We start from the raw sequence: 19,666 nt of genomic DNA on the forward strand, positions 1-19,666 counted from the left end.
AGATAGTATGCAACTCAAAAAGCAAACCCGATTAATGGGAAATCAATTTGAATTCACATTGATTGAGCAAAACGAAATCATTGCTCAGGAACTTTTTGAAATTGCTATTGAAGAAATCAGAAGAATAGAAGCTTTACTAACCACATTTTCAGAAAAAAGCATAACATACACTATAAACCAAAATGCAGGAATCCAGCCTGTAGCAGTAACCGAAGAAGTTTTTCAATTGATAAAAAGAAGCCAGTTTATTTCTAAAATTACCCAAGGTGCATTTGATTTGAGTTATGGCAGCATTGATAAACGATTTTGGAATTTTGATTTGAATATGACTTCGTTACCCGATGCTGAAACTGCTAAAAAATCGGTTGCCCTAATTAATTACGAAAACATCATATTAGACGAAAATAATCAAACTGTATTTTTAAAAAACAAAGGGATGCGAATAGGTTTTGGCGGAATTGGAAAAGGTTATGCTGCGGAAATGGCAAAGAAAAAACTATTGGAAAATAATGTTCTAAGCGGAATTGTAAATGCTTCCGGAGATTTATCCGCTTGGGGTTATCAGGAAAATGGCGAACCTTGGACCATTGGCGTTGCCGATCCAAATCAGAAAAAATCGCTTTTCTCAACATTTAAAATTACCAACAAAGCTGTAGCAACATCTGGTAATTATGAGAAGTTTGTGCTTATTGACAACAAACGATATTCGCATACTATTGATCCAAAAACCGGTTTTCCTGTTTCGGGAATAAAAAGCGTTACCATTATAGCAGACAATGCCGAAATCGCAGATGCATTAGCAACTCCTGTAACTGTTATGGGAATTGCGGTTGGAATGGATTTCATCAACCAATTAAAAACCATAGGCTGCATCATTATTGATGATAATGACAAAACCTATTTTTCTAAAAATATTACTATCTCCTAAACAAAAAATATGAAGAAGTTTCTTTTAATCCTTGTCCTAACCTACTCGCTTTCTTCGTGCGAATCGGTTAAAGAATACCAGAAGGCAAAAATTAATGATGCTGAAATGGTATTAACATCCAAAAAAACCGAAAAATTCGAAAACACTTTTCAACTCTACAGAGAAGGCAGTTCGGGTGCTAATGGAGGCAAAACCGGTGGTGGTTGTGGCTGTAATTAATAATTTGACAAATGAAAAAAAGAGTAATTTCAGCAGCAATGCTTGCCCTAATGTTTTCTTTTCAGGCGAAAGCCCAAAATGATTCAATCGCAACAAACTATAAAAAACAAAAACTGAAAATTGAAGAAATCAATTTCATTTCGAGTTACTATACACAAGATGGAGACAATTCGGCCGTAACGGGTGGTGTTGGAACTGAAAAACTAACCGATATCGCAACCAATCTTGAAGTTATTTTATCGAAAAAAGATAAAAAGAATAACATTCATAGTTTTGATCTCAACCTTGGTGTAGACAGTTATACTTCGGCTTCTTCAGATAAAATTGATCCAAACTCCGTTTCATCAGCCTCTTATCAAGATGTTAGAGTTTATCCTTCTGCCGATTATAATTATACGAATTTGGAAAAGAATTATGGCTTGCATGCCGGCGTTTCTTTCTCAGCTGAGTATGATTATACGTCAATTGGTGCCAATATCGGATTTACAAAAACTTCTAAAGATAAAAATCGGGAGTTTTCAGTAAAGGGAATGGCATTTTTTGATACCTGGAAAGTAATCCTGCCCATTGAACTGAGGAACAATCCATCAGATAACGAAGCCGATCATTTGGATACAAAACCAAGGACTTCCTATAACTTAGGATTAACTTTGTCCCAAGTCATTAATAAGAAATTTCAAATTGCACTCTTAGCAGATTTAGGCTATCAGGAAGGATTATTAGCAACCAAATTCAACAGGGTTTACTTTGATAACCTGAGTGTAAACTCGGAAAAATTGCCTTCAAACCGTATTAAAATTCCGGTTGGTTTAAGAGCAAATTACTTTTTAAATGATCGAATTATTCTGCGTACTTTTTACAGATACTATTATGACAACTGGGGAATTAATTCACATACAATTAGTTTGGAACCAAGTATTAAATTAACCGCGTTTTCTTCCTTGTCATTGCCTTATCGTTTTTATGCCCAGAGTGAAGCCAAATATTTTAAGCCAATCTATCAGCATCAGGCAATTGATGAGTTTTACACCAGCGATTATGATTTGTCTAAATTCAGCAGTAATATGATTGGATTAGGCTATCACTTAACCGATAGTGATAAAGGTATTTTTAATATAAAACGAATACATAGCCTGGAATTGCGATATGGTTACTACACCCGAAATAATGGTCTGGATTCTCATATCATTACGTTAGCATTGCAGTTTAAGTAGTTAGCTTAAATATAAATTACAAAGTTAAAAGTATACTGATTTCTGCTTTTAACTTTGTAACTTAGCTACTTTGCAACTCAGCTACTTCAAAAATGAAATTCCAAGTCGTATCCGATTATAAACCTACCGGCGATCAACCACAAGCTATTGAGAAGCTTTCCAACGGAATTCTCAATAATGATAAATACCAGACTTTATTGGGTGTTACCGGTTCGGGGAAAACGTTTACCGTTGCTAATGTGATACAAAACATTGACAAACCAACTTTAGTTTTGGCACATAATAAAACTTTGGCAGCCCAATTATATTCCGAATTCAAACAGTTTTTTCCAAATAATTCGGTGCAGTATTTCGTTTCTTACTACGATTATTACCAGCCTGAAGCTTTTATTCCGGTAACGGGAACGTATATCGAAAAAGATTTATCCATCAATGCCGAATTAGAAAAGCTGCGTCTGAGCACAACTTCTGCCCTGCTTTCAGGTCGTCGTGATATTATTGTGGTTTCTTCGGTTTCGTGTTTATATGGAATTGGAAATCCGGTTGAATTTCAGAAAAATGTAATTTCGATTGCCAAAGGAGAAGTCATATCGCGTACCAAATTATTACACCGTTTGGTACAAAGTTTATACTCCAGAACCGAAGCCGATTTTACGCCTGGAACGTTCCGAATTAAAGGCGATACCGTTGATGTTTTTCCGAGTTATGCTGATGAACCGTATCGCGTGCATTTCTTTGGTGATGAAATTGAAGAAATAGAAGCCTTTGATGCCAAAAGTTCCAAAGTTTTAGAACGCTACGAAAAACTGAATATTTATCCGGCGAATATGTTTGTAACATCGCCTGATGTTTTGCAGGCTGCGATTTGGGACATCCAACAGGATTTGGTAAAACAAGTCGATTACTTCAAAGAAATCGGTAAACATCTCGAAGCGAAACGTTTAGAAGAACGCACCAATTTTGATTTGGAAATGATACGCGAATTGGGTTATTGCTCCGGAATTGAAAACTATTCCCGCTATTTAGACAGACGTCTTCCCGGAACACGCCCTTTCTGTTTGCTGGATTATTTTCCTGATGATTATTTGATGGTTGTGGACGAAAGCCACGTAACGATTTCTCAGGTTCATGCCATGTATGGCGGCGATAGAAGCCGGAAGGAAAATTTAGTCGAATATGGCTTCCGATTGCCTGCCGCAATGGACAATCGTCCGTTGAAGTTTGAGGAATTTGAAAGCATGCAAAACCAAGTCATTTATGTTTCGGCAACGCCTGCTGATTACGAATTAGAAAAATCTGAAGGAATTTATGTTGAGCAGGTTATTCGTCCGACAGGATTATTAGACCCAATTATAGAAGTGCGCCCGAGTCTGAATCAGATTGATGATTTAATAGAAGAAATTCAGGTAAGATGTGAAGCCGACGAAAGAGTTTTGGTAACGACTTTAACCAAAAGAATGGCGGAAGAACTAACCAAATACCTAACTAAAGTTTCGATTCGTTGTCGCTATATTCATTCGGATGTCGATACTTTGGAGCGTGTAGAAATTATGCAGGATTTGCGTAAGGGTTTGTTTGATGTATTGATTGGTGTGAATTTATTGCGTGAAGGTTTGGATTTACCAGAAGTTTCACTTGTGGCAATTTTAGATGCTGATAAAGAAGGTTTCCTGAGAAGCCATCGTTCGTTGACACAAACCGTTGGTCGTGCCGCGCGTAATGTAAATGGAAAAGCCATTATGTATGCCGATAAAATTACGAACAGCATGCAAAAAACCATAGACGACACCAATTACCGTCGCGAAAAGCAAATTGCCTACAATACTTTGCATAAGTTAGAACCAAAAGCACTGAACAAAAGTTTGGGAAGCGCTTTGGGAAGTAACTCGGTTTCTACACAATACTTTGAAGACAAAATTGCCAAAGCTGCCGAACCCGAAAGTTTGTATTTATCCAAACCTGAAATCGAAAAGAAAATCCGTGATGCCCGAAAAGCGATGGAAAAAGCTGCCAAAGATTTGGATTTTATGCAGGCTGCAAAACTTAGGGATGAAATTAAAAGTTTGCAGGAAAGAATCTCATAAAATAAAAGCCATGACAAAAACTATCTCCTATTTTCTACTTTTAATTTCACTTGGAGTTCATTCACAGGAATTAAAAAAAACTGAAACAAAAAAGAAGAATACAATTTCGGTTGAATTTTATCAGCCTATACAAAATTCGATAAGGGAATTTTACAATGATGATTGGGTAATAAATACTTATCCAACAGAAAAAAACAATTATTCCAGAAGCTCATTTTCAAATGCATTTGGAATCAGCTACGAAAGGATTAAAAACAATGCTGTTTTTAGAGTTCGATTGGGAATTACCATAAGAGACATCAAAGAACACCAGGATTTTGAAACTATAAATACAGCAGATAATTACAGAACAGAAGTCAATCAAAACTTCAAATACAACCAAAACCATATCAATGTTTTTGTAGGTATTGCCAAAAGAATTCATCTGGCCAATAATTTTGATTTTGATTTTGGAATCGACTTAGCTTCTATTTATTACCTGAAAGGAAAAAGCGATTATAGTTATTCTATTTATCAGGAAACCATTTCAGACAACAGCCCTTTGTATGAACAAACAATAACTGTTGATGATAGGATTGGTAATATTTATAGCTTTGGATTAGGTCCGGTTTTTAAACCACAATATAGCATTACCAAAAACTTAGTTGTTTCAGCCGAATTACAAGTCTATTTTATGAAAACATTTACCAATGATAAATCTACAAGGCTTGAGATAAGCGATAGAGTTGTTCCTCAGGAAAACATCACTGAACATGTTGAAATATATGGAGATATAAAATATGATGTAAATCAATGGAATTGGACAAAAGTTTCCCCTTTGATAAGAATTGGGTATCAATTTTAAGCATATGAATTATAATTTCAGAAAAGCTACTTTATTGGAAATCCCTCAAATATGGACTATCATTCAGCAAGCCATTGTCCGCAGAAAAAATGATGGAAGTCAGCAATGGCAAGATGGCTACCCAAATGAAAATGTAATTCGAACAGACATTGCAAAAGGCATAGGTTATGTTTTAAATGACAATGATACAATCGTAGGTTATGCTGCTATTGTTTTTAATGATGAACCTGCTTATCAACATATAAAAGGAACTTGGCTGACCAATGAAGATTTTGTAGTAGTGCACAGAGTTGCCATTTCTGATGCTTATTTAGGGAAAGGTTTGGCACAGAAAATTTTTCTTTTTACCGAAGATTTAGCAATAGATAACAAAATCTACAGCATCAAAGTCGATACTAATTTTGATAACATTCCGATGCTTAAAATTCTTGAAAAATTAGGATATACCTATTGTGGCGAAGTGATATTTAGAGGTGGAATCAGAAAAGCTTTTGAGAAAATAATTAATTAAAACCAAACGAAATGAACAAAAAACCTATTTTAATCGTGCTCGTAATCCTTAATTTCATGGTTCTTCTTGGTCAGCTTTGGCCGGAATTTGCTCCTCCGTTTGCCTCGATAGTAAATATTATTTTCCTGATATTCAGTTTACTTTTCTTTATTGGAGAAATTGTGAGAAAACCCAGAATTTAAGCCTACCGGCTGGATTAATTCAGTTGTTCCTGGAAAACTTCCAATAAAAATTCCGGAGAAATCATTTTGGTTGGTGAATCCTGCATCGCTTTCAAAACACGTTTAATAGCGTGTGGATTTAATCCCATGTTGATGCCAATTTCATGGATTTTGTTTTGTTCACGTTCGTGTAAAACGCCATCACAATGCATGAGTAAAGCCAAACGATAGAATTGTTGGATACGTTCAAACTCCGATTTAATGACAACAGGATATTCTTCCTGATGAAAAAGATTCATAAAATCGCCTTTGTCAACTTGAAGTTCTTCGGCAATCATGGTCAAAAAAAGATACTCTCTTTCATGCAGTCTTCCGTCAATAACAGAAAACGCAATCATTTCGGATAAAAGAGACAATCTTTCTTTGTAATCGTTCATGCTCATATAATTTTTCAGCTAAAATATAATTTTTTGTGAAATACTAATAATTTATTCATTTGAAATGCAATCTTTATGTTTCGTCATACGTTTTAAAAAATGATGAAAGGAATATTTTTGTACTTTTACTTCTTTAAAAAACGTAGTTCATGAATACTTTTAAAATGGCGCTTTTTGGTTTGTTGCTTACTTCTGTAACTGCATTTTCGCAATACAACGATTATTATAACTATAATAGATTAGGGCGCAATAATAGAGATATTGCCAGAGATTACTCAAACACCTCATCACAGCCTTCAGCGGAGCAAATTGAAAAAGCTAAAACTAAAAAAATTGATGAAATAATGGCTAACTTAAAAACGGAGTTAGCATTAGACGAACTTCAGGCTATTGCTATAAGAAATGAAATTGCTTCAAGTATTAAGAACATAGATATTGTCTCTAAAAAGGAATCATCTCAGGAAGAAAAATCAAAAGAAATAAAAGCACTTACGGATAGAACAGAAGCCACTATCAACTCTTATTTAAATCCGGCACAAAAAGAAAAATATAAAGCCTTAATCTCCGAAAGCAAGAGTAGCAAAAAAGACAAAAAAGATAAAAAGAATCGAGGCAATTCAGAAGCTTCGAAAGAACAGAGCGAAGCTAAAGACAAAACGGTCGAAGAATAAATCTAACAATTACCATTTTGAAACAGTTTTCAGCATTCCTTTTTTTATTTGTTCTTTGTACAGCAAATGCACAACAAAGCACAGCCAGTAAGCAAGTTTCTACATTTACGATTGATGCTCCACAACTAAAAATTTCGAAAAAAATTTGGGTGTATTTGCCAAAAAACTATACCACTTCCACCAAAAAATATCCTGTAATATATATGCACGATGGGCAAAATTTGTTTGACGCAAAAACTGCGGCCTACGGCGAATGGAACATAGATGAAACCTTAGACAGCATCAGCGCACAAGTCATTGTAGTTGGCATTGAACATGGTGGCGACAAACGAATAGAGGAATTGACTCCATATAAAAATGCCAAATATGGTGGCGGCAAAGCCGATGATTATTTGGATTTTATTGTCAAAACCTTAAAACCAAAAGTGGATGCAACTTACAGAACCAAAACTAATGCAAAAAACACAGCCATTTTTGGAAGTTCGCTTGGCGGATTGGTTTCGTTTTATGCTGCCATAAAATATCCTGATGTATTCGGAAAAGTGGGTTGCTTCTCGCCTTCTTTTTGGTTTGGTAGAAATGAAATGAATGATTTATTGACGAAAACCAAAGACTTTCATACCAAAGTTTATTTCCTCTGCGGCGATAACGAAGGTGATGATGATGTTATTCGCGATATGAAAAACATAGAACACTGGGTAAACACCAAACGTTGTGAATGCAAAAAACTAAACAAAGAAGTAATCGTCAAAGGCGGACAGCACAACGAAAAATTGTGGCGTGAGAGTTTTAAAAAGGCGTACCTTTGGCTATTCTAAAAAAGTAAAAAATGAATAACAACGATGTCTTTAAAAAACTACGTGTGGCCTTGCAACTTCGTGATGACCAGATTGTAGAAATTATGCAATTGGTAGATTTCAGGATTTCTACGTCAGAGATTGGAGCTTTTTTCAGAAATGCCGATCATCCAAAATATATGGAATGTGGCGACCAAGTGTTGCGCAATTTCCTAAACGGATTGGTAATTCATCTTCGTGGTACGAAAGAAAATCCAAAAAATGCTATGGATGTCATCAGGCAAAATCAGGAAATTGTTAAGAAAAATATAGCTGAAAAATCTAAAGTTGAGTTCAAACCGAAAACAGAATTCAAACCGAAAACGGATTCCAAGAAAAAACCATTCAATCCAAAAGATAAAAAGCAAACGCCAAAAGTTCAAGTTGTTGAAAAGGTTCAATATAAAAACGGAAAAAATAAAAAATAATTTTTTTATATTAGGGTAAAGTATATATTTACTTGTTCTTAAACCAATTAACCAAACCAAAACCAAATGAATTTATTTAGCAAAATTGTAATTGCAAGTTTCGCAATTATATCATTTTCTTGTGATAAAGAAAATGAAACAAATGCTTCTTCAAAAGCTACGACAACTGCTGCCATTACCGCAGTTACTCCAAAGAAATTTTTATTTGATGCTACTAAAGCCGAAACTGCAGGAAATGCGGATTGGGTTTTAGATGCTGATACTTCTCCGCAACGTTTCCCAACTCCGGCACAATCTAATGTTACAGCTACCACTACCGAAAGTTTTTGGCGTGGCGGATTGTCTGCATGGGGAATTGCATTAGCGAAATTAGGACATACAGTAGAAACCTTACCTTCGGGCACAGCAATTACTTACGGTGGAACAGGTGCACAAGATTTAAAAAACTATGATGTTTTTGTTGTGGATGAACCGAATACAAGATTTACAGCTGCACAGAAAACAGCTATCTTAAACTTCGTAAAAAATGGCGGTGGATTGTTCCTGATTGCAAACCATTCTGGTTCAGATAGAAATAATGATGGCTGGGACTCTGCTTCCATATGGAATGACTTAATGACAACAAATTCCGTAAAAACTAATCCATTTGGTATTAGCATTACTTTAAATAATATATCTGAAACTACTTCTAATAGATTGAGTGCAACAACCAACCCTATTTTGAATGGTTCTCAAGGAACTGTATCTCAATTGAAATATTCAAGTGGCGCTACTATATCTATTAACACAACAGCAAATGCAACAGCTCAAGGACTAATATGGAGAGGAAGTTCATCACAAGGTACGTCTAATATTATGTGTGCTACTTCCACCTTTGGAACAGGTAGAGTTGTCGTAATTGGTGATAGTTCACCTGCTGATGATGGAACCGGAGCAAGCGGTGACACACTTTATCCGGGTTGGACAGAATTAGCTTCACACGCAATATTGCATATGAATGCTTCTCTTTGGTTAGCGAAGTTGTAAAAACTTAATTATAAAAAATAAAATCCTGAGCTTTAACTCAGGATTTTTTTATTCTTGTCTTAGCCTTTTTTGTTCTCGTGCCAATAAGGTATTTTTCAACAACATTGCAATAGTCATTGGACCAACGCCACCAGGGACTGGCGTTATATAAGATGCTTTTTTGGAAACCGCATCAAAATCTACGTCACCTGTAATTTTGTAACCTCTTGGATCGGTTTCATCAGCCATACGTGTAATTCCAACGTCAATTACGACTGCATCATCTTTAATCATTTCGGCTTTCAGATAATTAGGAACACCAAGTGCTGTTATGATAATATCTGCTTGAGTTGTGATTTGGGCAATGTTTTTAGTATAGCTATGTGTTAGTGTAACCGTTGAATTTCCCGGAAATCCTTTTCTTCCCATCAAGATGCTCATTGGTCTTCCTACAATGTGGCTTCTACCAATGACAACTGTGTGTTTTCCTTTGGTTTCGACATTGTATCGTTCTAACAATTCCAAAATTCCAAATGGTGTTGCCGGAATAAAAGTGGTCATATCCAAAGCCATTTTTCCGAAATTCTCCGGATGAAATCCATCGACATCTTTACTTGGATCGATTGCCATCAAAACTCTTTGTGTATCAATTTGCTCAGGTAAAGGCAACTGAACGATGAATCCATCAATATTATCATCTTCATTGAGTTCGGCAATTTTTTTAAGCAATTCCGTTTCCGAAGTGGTGCTGGGCATTTTGACTAAAGTCGATTCAAATCCGACTAATTCACATGCTTTTACTTTGCTCCCAACGTAGGTTAAACTCGCTCCGTCATTCCCGACAATAACTGCCGCCAAATGCGGAACTTTTTCTCCGTTAGCTTTCATTTTGTTGACCTCAGCCGTGATTTCGGTTTTGATGTCGTTAGAGATTTTTTTTCCGTCTAATAATTCCATTTTGTATGTGTTGTGTTGTTGTTGTTTATAAAAAAAGACGCGATAAATCGCGTCTCTACTTATTATCTCATTCCGCCCATCATCTTCATCAGATTCTTTCCGCCACCACCTTGCATCATCTTCATCATTTTGCTCATTTGGTCGAATTGTTTCATCAATTGATTTACTTCTTCTATTTTTCTACCCGAACCTTTTGCGATTCTGGTTTTTCTTTTCATATCGATAATAGCAGGTTTGCTTCTTTCCTTTGGTGTCATCGAGTAGATAATGGCTTCAATATGCTTGAAGGCATCATCTTCTATCTCAACATCTTTTAGTGCTTTTCCGGCACCGGGAATCATTCCGACAAGGTCTTTCATGTTACCCATTTTTTTCACCTGCTGAATTTGAGCTAAGAAATCATCGAAACCAAATTCGTTTTTGGCTATTTTCTTTTGGATTTTTCTGGCTTCTTCTTCATCGTATTGTTCCTGAGCTCTTTCTACCAAGGAAACAACGTCACCCATTCCGAGAATTCTTTCCGCCATACGTGATGGATAGAACACATCGATAGCTTCCATTTTTTCTCCGGTCCCAATAAACTTGATTGGTTTATCTACAACCGATTTAATAGAAATGGCAGCTCCACCACGAGTATCACCATCTAATTTGGTTAAAATAACTCCGTCAAAATTTAATCTATCGTTAAAAGCTTTTGCTGTATTCACTGCATCCTGTCCGGTCATTGCGTCAACAACAAACAAAGTTTCCTGAGGTTTTACAGCAGCATGAACATTGGCAATCTCGGTCATCATCTCCTCATCAACTGCCAAACGACCAGCGGTATCTATGATTACTACATTAAAACCATTTGATTTAGCGTAAGCGATGGCTTTAAGTGAAATATCAACCGGGTTTTTATTTTCAGGTTCAGCATATACTTCAACGCCAACCTGACCTCCAACAACCTGTAACTGATTAATCGCCGCAGGACGATAAATATCACAAGCTACTAAAAGTGGCTTTTTATTCTTTTTAGTTTTAAGATAATTGGCTAATTTTCCTGAGAAAGTTGTTTTACCCGAACCTTGCAAACCCGACATTAAAATCACAGTTGGATTCCCCGAAAGGTTAATTCCTGTTGCATCACCACCCATTAATTCGGTTAATTCGTCTTTTACGATTTTAACCAACAATTGTCCCGGTTGTAATGTCGTTAATACATTTTCACCGATTGCTTTTTCTTTAACTTTTGTGGTAAAGTCTTTGGCGATTTTAAAATTAACATCGGCATCAAGCAAAGCACGACGTACTTCTTTCAAAGTTTCGGCTACATTGACTTCGGTAATTTTTCCGTGTCCTTTTAGGATGTGGAATGCTTTATCTAGTTTATCACTTAAATTATTGAACATAGGATGACTTTGCTTTTATGAAGTGCAAATTTAAGGATTTGATTTAGAAATTCTATGATAGAACAAATAAAAAAACCATCCTTTTTGGGATGGTTTTTAACTATTCTTTATTCATTTTCATATCCTCATTAATTCTTTGTAAAGACCAAAACATCTGTTCCGCCATTTCCACCGCTCACATCAATCAAAGAGATTGTTGTTTCTGTATGACTAACGACATCCCAATCATCGGTTAAATCGGCAAAATCGACCGGAGTTGTGAACGCAATATTAAAATCTAAATCACTGCTTGGATTATCATCGTTACTGTCGTCTGAAGTTACCGACCAAGTTCCGGTGTAAGTGTTGGTTCCGTTTGTTGCAGTCAATACATTTCCAGTAGCAAAGGTGAAATTATATCCTGTAAAATGATTGGTTTCATCAGTTCCTGAATCTATGTAACTGGTAACTCTCCATGTGCCACTTCTAGCCGTATTAATCACCGGTGTTGGGTCAGAAGAAGATGAGCTATCATCATCTGAGCTACACATTGAAGCGACATTCAACATAAAAAGGCAAAACAATCCCGGAATTAAAATTAATTTTTTCATATTTTTTAGTTTTTGGTTTTTAAAATTTTGTTTTGAGTGCGACCTCATTTATAGAACAAAAAAAAAACAGAATACCCTACTCAGAAATTCGAAATTTCCGGAAAATTTTCTGCCCTATATTTGATAAAGAATGAAAATAAAAAAACCAGCACAATGGCTGGTTAAAAAGTCTTTTAAAATTGTTACTGACTTACAAAGTAAATTTTAAGATAAAGAAAATCACAAAAAAGATTAAACCCCATATCAGAAACTGATTTACAAAATAATTAATTCTTGCTTTTTTGTTTGAGGCAATGCTTTCTGAGTTATCCTTGAAGTTTTCTTGTTGATTTAAAAACTTCTTATGAAATAATTTCATTTTCAGTTTTAATTTAGTTTTTTGTAAAATTCAAATAGTGATTATCACTTCCGTCACCGCTTTCATCTTTTAATCTTATGCTGGTAGCTGTAAACTCAAGTACTTTCCAACCTTCTTCCATTTCATCTAAAGCAGAACCATCAAAATGTAAATCAAGTCTATGATAACCACCACTTTCATCATGTATGTCCCAATCTCCATCAGTAATAATACTGTTTTTTATCGCAGTACAATTTCCGTTAGGATTAAAAGTAAAATTATAACCATTGTAATAATTCGTTTGGTCATTACCATCTCCGTAATAATACGAAACATACCACGAACCACTGGTCAAAACATCTGACAAGATTAAAGTTCCTGAGCTTGTACTACTACAATCATCGATGACACTTTCTATGGCTGACTCGAGTTGGGAATTATTGGCTACAGTAATAGTATCACCATCCGAATTGGTTAAAGTTATCGGGAACACAAATCCAACTATTTCGCCATCTATCAAATTATTTACAAAAGTATAGAGCTGATTATCATTCTGCAAAGTGACAGAACTTGCCACCTGATTATTAGAATTATAAATGTTAATTGAAATCGGATAATTAAAATTAATACAGGAAATGTTATGATAAAGACTATCATCTCCGTATTCTGCAAGGATAGTTTCAAATTCTGTTTCGTTTGCTACATCATGTTCCTGATAATTTGGATAAACAATCGTAATAGGAAAACCGAAGTGAACTATATCATCATCAGTACTGCTCAGATTTTTTATATCCTGAACTGTTTGAAAATCTGCGGCCGAAATCACATAAACATATTGACCATTAACCGTAACGTGTGCCGGTAATTTTATACTGCAATTACTTGTTCCGTCTAAAACATTATCGTCGGTTGTTTCATATTGAGAAACTCTGGAAATAAGTGATGTAATTGGTGATGATTTTGCAAAACTGTTTTGAGTATTAAGTCTAATAGTTTCTGTTTCGTCCTGACACGAAAAAAAAGCTAACACGAACAAATAAGGCAACAATAAATAACTCTTTCTCATAATATCATAAGCACTTTTGACGTAATTAAAACAAAGTTGCAATAAAAAACCCTACTTAGGAAAAAAAAATTAAATTTAAACTCTCGAAAAATTCAAAAAAATAAATGGAAGAAACCAATTCTAATGGCATCTGTGAAGAATTAATTTTTTCAGGTTTTTTTAAAGCTAACGTAAAATCATTGCGAAATTACTTGTATTTCAAATTTGGAAACGAGGAAAAGGCCAATGATATTACTCAAGATTCCTTTATAAAGCTATGGGAAAACTGTAAAAAAGTACCTTTAGAAAAAGCCAAATCCTATCTATATACTATTGCTAACAATGCTTCATTAAATGAAATAACACATCAAAAAGTAGTTTTAAAATACGCACAAAACAATACAGGCAATGACAAGACTAACTTGAATCCGGAATATTTGTTGGAAGAAGAACAATTCAAACAAAAATTGGAGAAAGCAATAGATAAACTAACCGAAGCACAACGAACTGCCTTTCTTTTGCACAGAATAGAAGGAAAAAAATACCACGAAATTGCAATTATGCTCGATATCAGTGTTAAAGCAGTTGAAAAAAGAATTCATGGCGCATTAGTTTCTCTGCGAACAGAAATCGAACAGTTCAGGTAGGGTTTTTAAAATTTAAAATGTTTTTAAACAAATGAATGCAATGGAAGAAAATTACGAATTAGCAAAATGGTTGGCCGGTGAAATGTCTGAAAAGGAACTAAAAACTTTTCAGGAAACTCCGGAATATGCAACTTACGCCAAAATTGCGGCCTATTCAAGTCAGTTGAAAGCTCCCGATTTTGATGCTGATTTGTTATATCAAAATACCATCGAGCATAAAAAATCGGCACCAAAAGTTATTCCGTTTTATCAATCGAAATGGATGCGAATTGCTGCTGTTTTTATGGTTTTGCTTGGTTTGTCTTTATTCTTCAGAACTACAATTACTTCAACAGAAGTTGCCGAGAACGGTCAGAAAACAACTTTTTCTTTGCCTGATGATTCGCAAATTGTTTTAAACAGCGGTTCTCAAATTCAATACAAAAAATGGAATTGGGATAACAACCGTAAACTGAATTTAGATGGTGAAGCCTATTTTAAAGTAGCGCACGGAAAGAAATTTCAAGTCAATACCACTCTCGGAACGGTTACCGTTTTAGGAACGCAATTTAATGTCAAAGCCCGAAAAAATCGCTTTGATGTAACTTGTTACGAAGGAAAAGTAAAAGTAAACTACAGCAATAAAGAAGTAATTATAACCCGAGGAACTTCGGTAACTTTTGACAACGACTATTTCGATAGAAAAAATATTACGGTTCAAAAACCCGAATGGACAACCAATGAAATAGTTTTTCAAAAAGAAAATCTTCAAAGCATTGTTGATGAATTACAAAGACAATACGGTTGTGAAATTGTCCTAAACTCTAAAGAAAACGCGCAACTTTTCACCGGAACCTTACCAACAAATGATATTAAAACAGCTTTAGATGCTGTGTGTTCTATATTTCATTTAAAAATTTCTAAATTTGATAGCAAGAAAATTATTCTAGTGGATTTTTAATGTCTGTCAAAAAAAAACTCTTTTCATTACTTCTTTTTTTCTTTTTTTTGTTTGCTCATGCACAACAGGAGAAAGGGCTTTTTCCATTAAAAGTAATTTTAGATGAAATCAGTACTCAACATCAAATCAAATTCAATTATATTGACGAAGAGTTAATTATCTATCAAATTGCTCATCCAAAACCAGACTTATCACTTGCTGAAAAAATTATATATATCGAATCCAAAACCGGATTGAAAATCAAAAAAATCAGCGAAAGTTATTATTCCGTTTACAATAATCAAAAGTTAGACAAACCGCTTTGTGGTTATTTGGTCGACTCTGAACTTGGTCTTCCTGTTGAAAATGCCACTATTAAAATTCTGAAGGATAATGTCAGTGTTTTTTCAGATGAAAAAGGCTATTTTGAATTACCGCTTATTTCTGCCAATGCCATTGAAATATCGCATTTAAACTTTGAAAAAAAAGTAATTCCACCAACCGAATTATATGTTTTAGGCTGCCCCAAAATAAAGCTTGTTCCTTTAGTTCAAAAATTAGATGAAATAGTTACACAGCGTTATTTAACAACGGGAATTTCTGTAAAACCAGGCGGATTACTCGAAATTAAACCCCGCAAATTTGGAATCTTACCCGGATTAATTGAACCCGATGTTTTTCAAACTATGCAACAAGTTCCGGGTATTATCAGTGTTGATGAAACTATTTCAAATATCAATGTTCGCGGCGGAACGCATGACCAAAATCTTTTTCTTTGGAATGGCATCAGGATGTTTCAAACAGGGCATTTTTTCGGATTAATATCGGCTTTCAATCCTTCACTAGCCCAAACCATTTCTATTACCAAAAACGGTAGCTCAGCTTTTTTTGGCGAAAGCGTTTCTAGTTTGGTCGATATTTCATCTAAAACCAATACAATTGAAAAAACCAACAGCAGTTTTAGCAGCAATCTTATCAGTGCCGAATTATATACCAAATTAAAGGTTTCCAAAAATGCCAACCTTACTTTGTCCGCAAGACGTTCACTTACCGATTTTTTCAAAACGCCGACTTATCGAAATTATAGTAACAGAATCTTTCAAAATACCGTTATCACTGACTTAAACACTAATGAAATTGTTGATTACAAGAGCAATGTCGAATTTTATTTTTATGATGTTACTACACAATTTCAGCAAAAAATTGGTCTAAAAAACGAATTGAATATTGATGTTATTGCTATAGAAAACACACTAAAATTCAATCAATCCACATCTGATTTGAACAAAAATAGCGCTTTGGAACAGGAAAATTATGGCGCCACCATCCGATGGAAAACCAATTGGAATACAAAACACAATACTGAATTTAAAGGTTATTTTTCGAACTATGATTTGAATTCAATAAACGAAACGCTTGAAAGCAATCAGATTTTGACTCAAAAAAACTTAGTTCTTGATATCGGATTTCAAGTTAGAAATTCAAATGTAATATCAAATAAAATCACTCTTAATTCCGGCTATCAATTCAATGAAATAGGTGTTACTAATTTTGATGAAATTAACCTTCCATTATTCTCAAGAAATATTAAAAATGTATTGTTGACACACGTTGGCGTTGTAGAAGGTGTTTTTGAAACCGAAAATAAAAAGACATTTTTCAGAGGCGGTTTGCGTGCTAATTATTTCGAGAAATTCAGTTTCTTTCTTGTAGAACCGAGAGTACAATTCAATCAGGCATTGACATCTGTTCTGCGTTTGGAAATTTTGGGTGAGCAAAAAAACCAGACACTTTCTCAGGTTATCGATTTGCAGCAGGATTTTTTGGGTGTAGAAAAACGAAGATGGACATTGGCTAACAATTCAACAATTCCCATTCAAAAAAGCAATCAGGTTTCCTTGGGTTTTAATTTTAAAAAGAATAATTGGCTCATAACTCTGGATAATTTTTATAAAAAAATCACAGGAATTACCAGTAACAGTCAGGGTTTTCAGAATCAATTTGAATCGGAAAAAGCAGTTGGCGAGTATCAGATTATTGGCTTAGAATTTTTGATTCAAAAATCTTTTAATCAATTTTATACTTGGCTGAGCTATAGTTATAATGACAACAAATATACTTTTGACCAATTATCGAGTACTTCTTTTCCTAACAATTACGATATTACACATGCCTTTTCCTGGGCCGGAATTTATGAATGGAAAAAACTAAAATTAGCTTTGGGAGCCAAATGGCATAGCGGAAAACCGATTACGACACCAACGTCATTTACAGTATCAAATACTAATCCGGTAATTAGTTATAATTCGCCTAATAATTCCAGATTGAAGGATTATTTTCAGGTTAATTTTTCAGCTTCTAAAGACTGGAAATTTAAAGATACTATGACTTTGCAAACCTCGTTATCGGTTCTGAATCTGCTCAATACCAGCAATAGTCTGAATCGTTTTTATAGAGTAAACACTGCAGACAACTCGGTAGAAAGCGTTGATACTTATTCACTTGAAATGACACCAAACTTTAATGTAAAGTTCAGTTTTTAGTATAAAAAAGGTTGGAAAATTCCAACCTTACTTTTTACATTCTTTCCGGAACTTCTATTCCGAGTAGCTTGAATGCTGATTTTATAGTATCGGCCACTTTTTGGGAAAGCTGCACTCTGAAAACTTTCTTCGAGAAATTTTCTTCTCCCAAAATAGAAACCGATTGATAAAACGAATTGTATTCTTTCACCAATTCATAAGTATAATTGGCAACCAATGCCGGCGAATGATTATTGGCAGCGTTTTGAATTACTTCGGGATAAAGTTCTATTTGTTTTAGTAGTTCTTTTTCTTTTGGATGCAATTCTGTTGGGTTGTTTACACTATTCAAATCGAAATCTGCTTTTCGTAAAATCGACTGAATTCGGGCGTAAGTATATTGGATAAACGGACCTGTATTTCCGGCAAAATCAACTGATTCTTCAGGATTAAAAAGGATTTGTTTTTTTGGATCGACTTTCAAAATATAATATTTCAGAGCGCCAAGACCAATTGTTTTGAAAAGTTTTGCTTTTTCTTCTGTTGAATAGCCTTCTAATTTTCCTAATTCGGTTGAAATTCTTCCGGCGGTTTCTGTCATTTCTATCATCAATTCATCGGCATCAACAACAGTTCCTTCACGGGATTTCATTTTTCCTGATGGCAATTCCACCATTCCGTATGACAAGTGAAATAAGCTTTCAGCCCAATCAAATCCGAGTTTTTTCAGAATTAAAAATAAAACTTTAAAGTGATAATCCTGCTCGTTTCCTACGGTGTAAACCATTCCGCCAACATCGGGAAAATCTTTGACACGCTGAATTGCTGTTCCGATATCCTGAGTCATATAAACCGCTGTTCCATCAGAACGCAATACAATTTTTCGGTCTAAACCATCAGGTGTCAAATCAATCCAAACTGAACCATCAGGATCTTTTTCAAAAATACCTTTTTCCAATCCGAATTGCACGACTTCTTTTCCTAATAGATAAGTATTGCTTTCGTAATAATAAGAATCGAAATCGACACCTAAATTTTTATACGTTTGAGCAAAACCATCGTAAACCCATTGGTTCATTGTTTTCCATAGTTGGATAACTTCAGGGTTTCCGGATTCCCAGTCGAGCAGCATATGTTGCGCTTCCTGAATAATCGGAGCTTGCTTTTTGGCTTCGTCTTCGGTTTTTCCTTGAGAAATTAATTCAGCTATTTGAGTTTTATATTCCTGGTCAAATTTCACATAAAAATTTCCAACCAGTTTATCTCCTTTCAAGCCGGCACTTTCAGGTGTTTGCCTGTTTCCGAATTTTTGCCAGGCCAGCATCGATTTACAGATGTGAATTCCACGGTCGTTTATGATTTGGGTTTTATAGACTTTTTTGCCTGAAGCTTTTAAGATTTCGGCAACGGAATATCCTAAAAGATTATTACGAACATGTCCAAGATGTAGTGGTTTATTGGTGTTTGGCGAAGAATATTCAACCATTATTGCCTTATCATTTGGCGAAACAGATACAAAACCGAAGCTCTGATTATCTTTTATTTCATTAAAAAAGTTAAGATAATAAGCGTCAGAAACCACAATGTTTAAAAATCCTGATACAACATTAAAGCGGATAACTACATCAACATTTTCAACTAAATAGTTTCCGATTTTAGTTCCGATTTCTATTGGGTTGCCTTTGATAACCTTTAATAGTGGAAAAATAACCATTGTAATATCGCCTTCAAATTCTTTACGGGTGATTTGAAATTCAACTTTGTCAATTGAAGCATCAAATAATTGTTGCGTTGCTTTTTGAATCGGTAAAGTAAGAATTTGCGAAAGCTTCATGGTAATTTCATTTAAGTTGGCAAAGATAAACATTACAAAATAATTTTAATAGTAAGAACAATTTATAAAAACAAGTGTCATAAAAT

Annotated in this window: 19 protein-coding genes; 13 read left to right on the forward strand and 6 right to left on the reverse strand. The window is 34.7% G+C overall.

Annotated elements, in window-relative coordinates; genetic code table 11:
• The first annotated feature begins 7 nt into the window (after positions 1 to 7).
• The 6 genes from L1S35_RS00295 to L1S35_RS00320 all read left to right on the forward strand — a co-directional run bounded on the left by L1S35_RS00295 (position 8) and on the right by L1S35_RS00320 (position 5,800).
• A complete protein-coding gene (locus L1S35_RS00295) occupies positions 8 to 928 on the forward strand; it encodes an FAD:protein FMN transferase (RefSeq protein ID WP_236395685.1) in 921 nt (306 codons plus the stop codon).
• A 9-nt stretch (positions 929 to 937) separates the two neighbouring features.
• On the forward strand, positions 938 to 1,147 hold the full coding sequence (locus L1S35_RS00300) for a DUF4266 domain-containing protein (protein ID WP_236395687.1): 210 nt from the start codon (positions 938 to 940) through the stop codon (positions 1,145 to 1,147).
• Between the two features lie 11 nt (positions 1,148 to 1,158).
• Positions 1,159 to 2,361, forward strand: coding sequence for a DUF3570 domain-containing protein (locus tag L1S35_RS00305; RefSeq protein WP_236395689.1), 1,203 nt, complete (start codon positions 1,159 to 1,161; stop codon positions 2,359 to 2,361).
• 92 nt (positions 2,362 to 2,453) lie between these two features.
• The gene (uvrB, locus tag L1S35_RS00310; RefSeq protein WP_236395691.1) at positions 2,454 to 4,445 is read left to right on the forward strand and encodes an excinuclease ABC subunit UvrB; all 1,992 of its coding nucleotides are present in this window, start codon (positions 2,454 to 2,456) and stop codon (positions 4,443 to 4,445) included.
• A gap of 10 nt (positions 4,446 to 4,455) precedes the next feature.
• A complete protein-coding gene (locus tag L1S35_RS00315; RefSeq protein WP_236395692.1) occupies positions 4,456 to 5,289 on the forward strand; it encodes a hypothetical protein in 834 nt (277 codons plus the stop codon).
• A gap of 4 nt (positions 5,290 to 5,293) precedes the next feature.
• Positions 5,294 to 5,800, forward strand: coding sequence for a GNAT family N-acetyltransferase (locus tag L1S35_RS00320; RefSeq protein ID WP_236395694.1), 507 nt, complete (start codon positions 5,294 to 5,296; stop codon positions 5,798 to 5,800).
• A 196-nt stretch (positions 5,801 to 5,996) separates the two neighbouring features.
• Here L1S35_RS00320 and L1S35_RS00325 read toward each other — a convergent pair whose 3' ends face one another.
• The gene (locus L1S35_RS00325) at positions 5,997 to 6,398 is read right to left on the reverse strand and encodes an excinuclease ABC subunit B (RefSeq protein ID WP_236395696.1); all 402 of its coding nucleotides are present in this window, start codon (positions 6,396 to 6,398) and stop codon (positions 5,997 to 5,999) included.
• A gap of 149 nt (positions 6,399 to 6,547) precedes the next feature.
• Between L1S35_RS00325 and L1S35_RS00330 the strand changes: the two genes are divergently transcribed.
• The 4 genes from L1S35_RS00330 to L1S35_RS00345 all read left to right on the forward strand — a co-directional run bounded on the left by L1S35_RS00330 (position 6,548) and on the right by L1S35_RS00345 (position 9,359).
• Positions 6,548 to 7,069 (forward strand): hypothetical protein, encoded by a 522-nt coding sequence (locus L1S35_RS00330; protein WP_236395698.1) that lies wholly within the window; start codon positions 6,548 to 6,550, stop codon positions 7,067 to 7,069.
• 14 nt (positions 7,070 to 7,083) lie between these two features.
• The gene (locus tag L1S35_RS00335) at positions 7,084 to 7,887 is read left to right on the forward strand and encodes an alpha/beta hydrolase (protein WP_236396467.1); all 804 of its coding nucleotides are present in this window, start codon (positions 7,084 to 7,086) and stop codon (positions 7,885 to 7,887) included.
• Between the two features lie 11 nt (positions 7,888 to 7,898).
• A complete protein-coding gene (locus L1S35_RS00340) occupies positions 7,899 to 8,333 on the forward strand; it encodes a DUF1456 family protein (protein ID WP_236395699.1) in 435 nt (144 codons plus the stop codon).
• A gap of 66 nt (positions 8,334 to 8,399) precedes the next feature.
• Complete coding sequence (locus L1S35_RS00345) at positions 8,400 to 9,359, forward strand: hypothetical protein (RefSeq protein WP_236395700.1); 960 nt, start codon at positions 8,400 to 8,402, stop codon at positions 9,357 to 9,359.
• A gap of 48 nt (positions 9,360 to 9,407) precedes the next feature.
• On the opposite strand, the gene L1S35_RS00350 is transcribed toward L1S35_RS00345, so the two are convergent.
• The 4 genes from L1S35_RS00350 to L1S35_RS00365 form a co-directional block, all read right to left on the reverse strand.
• Positions 9,408 to 10,295: a bifunctional 5,10-methylenetetrahydrofolate dehydrogenase/5,10-methenyltetrahydrofolate cyclohydrolase gene (locus L1S35_RS00350; protein WP_236395701.1), complete on the reverse strand. Its 888-nt coding sequence runs from the start codon at positions 10,293 to 10,295 to the stop codon at positions 9,408 to 9,410.
• Positions 10,296 to 10,357: 62 nt separating this feature from the next.
• On the reverse strand, positions 10,358 to 11,686 hold the full coding sequence (gene ffh, locus L1S35_RS00355; RefSeq protein ID WP_236395702.1) for a signal recognition particle protein: 1,329 nt from the start codon (positions 11,684 to 11,686) through the stop codon (positions 10,358 to 10,360).
• Between the two features lie 128 nt (positions 11,687 to 11,814).
• Positions 11,815 to 12,276: a hypothetical protein gene (locus L1S35_RS00360; RefSeq protein ID WP_236395703.1), complete on the reverse strand. Its 462-nt coding sequence runs from the start codon at positions 12,274 to 12,276 to the stop codon at positions 11,815 to 11,817.
• A 371-nt stretch (positions 12,277 to 12,647) separates the two neighbouring features.
• The gene (locus L1S35_RS00365) at positions 12,648 to 13,679 is read right to left on the reverse strand and encodes a hypothetical protein (protein WP_236395704.1); all 1,032 of its coding nucleotides are present in this window, start codon (positions 13,677 to 13,679) and stop codon (positions 12,648 to 12,650) included.
• Positions 13,680 to 13,783: 104 nt separating this feature from the next.
• Here L1S35_RS00365 and L1S35_RS00370 point away from each other — a divergent pair, with 104 nt between their 5' ends.
• Genes L1S35_RS00370 through L1S35_RS00380 form a run of 3 tightly spaced genes read left to right on the forward strand, consistent with a single transcriptional unit; the run spans position 13,784 to position 17,767 of the window.
• Positions 13,784 to 14,305: an RNA polymerase sigma factor gene (locus L1S35_RS00370; RefSeq protein ID WP_236395705.1), complete on the forward strand. Its 522-nt coding sequence runs from the start codon at positions 13,784 to 13,786 to the stop codon at positions 14,303 to 14,305.
• A gap of 40 nt (positions 14,306 to 14,345) precedes the next feature.
• Entirely contained in the window at positions 14,346 to 15,245 is a 900-nt protein-coding gene (locus tag L1S35_RS00375) for a FecR family protein (protein WP_236395706.1), read from the forward strand.
• On the forward strand, positions 15,245 to 17,767 hold the full coding sequence (locus L1S35_RS00380) for a TonB-dependent receptor (protein ID WP_236395707.1): 2,523 nt from the start codon (positions 15,245 to 15,247) through the stop codon (positions 17,765 to 17,767). Before L1S35_RS00375 ends, L1S35_RS00380 begins: the two co-directional genes overlap by 1 nt.
• Positions 17,768 to 17,801: 34 nt before the next feature.
• Here the strand turns inward: L1S35_RS00380 and argS are convergent, their stop codons facing one another.
• On the reverse strand, positions 17,802 to 19,580 hold the full coding sequence (gene argS, locus L1S35_RS00385) for an arginine--tRNA ligase (protein WP_236396469.1): 1,779 nt from the start codon (positions 19,578 to 19,580) through the stop codon (positions 17,802 to 17,804).
• Between the last annotated feature and the right edge of the window lie 86 nt (positions 19,581 to 19,666).

It is taken from the genome of Flavobacterium anseongense (assembly GCF_021608185.1).
Taxonomy (GTDB): domain Bacteria; phylum Bacteroidota; class Bacteroidia; order Flavobacteriales; family Flavobacteriaceae; genus Flavobacterium; species Flavobacterium anseongense.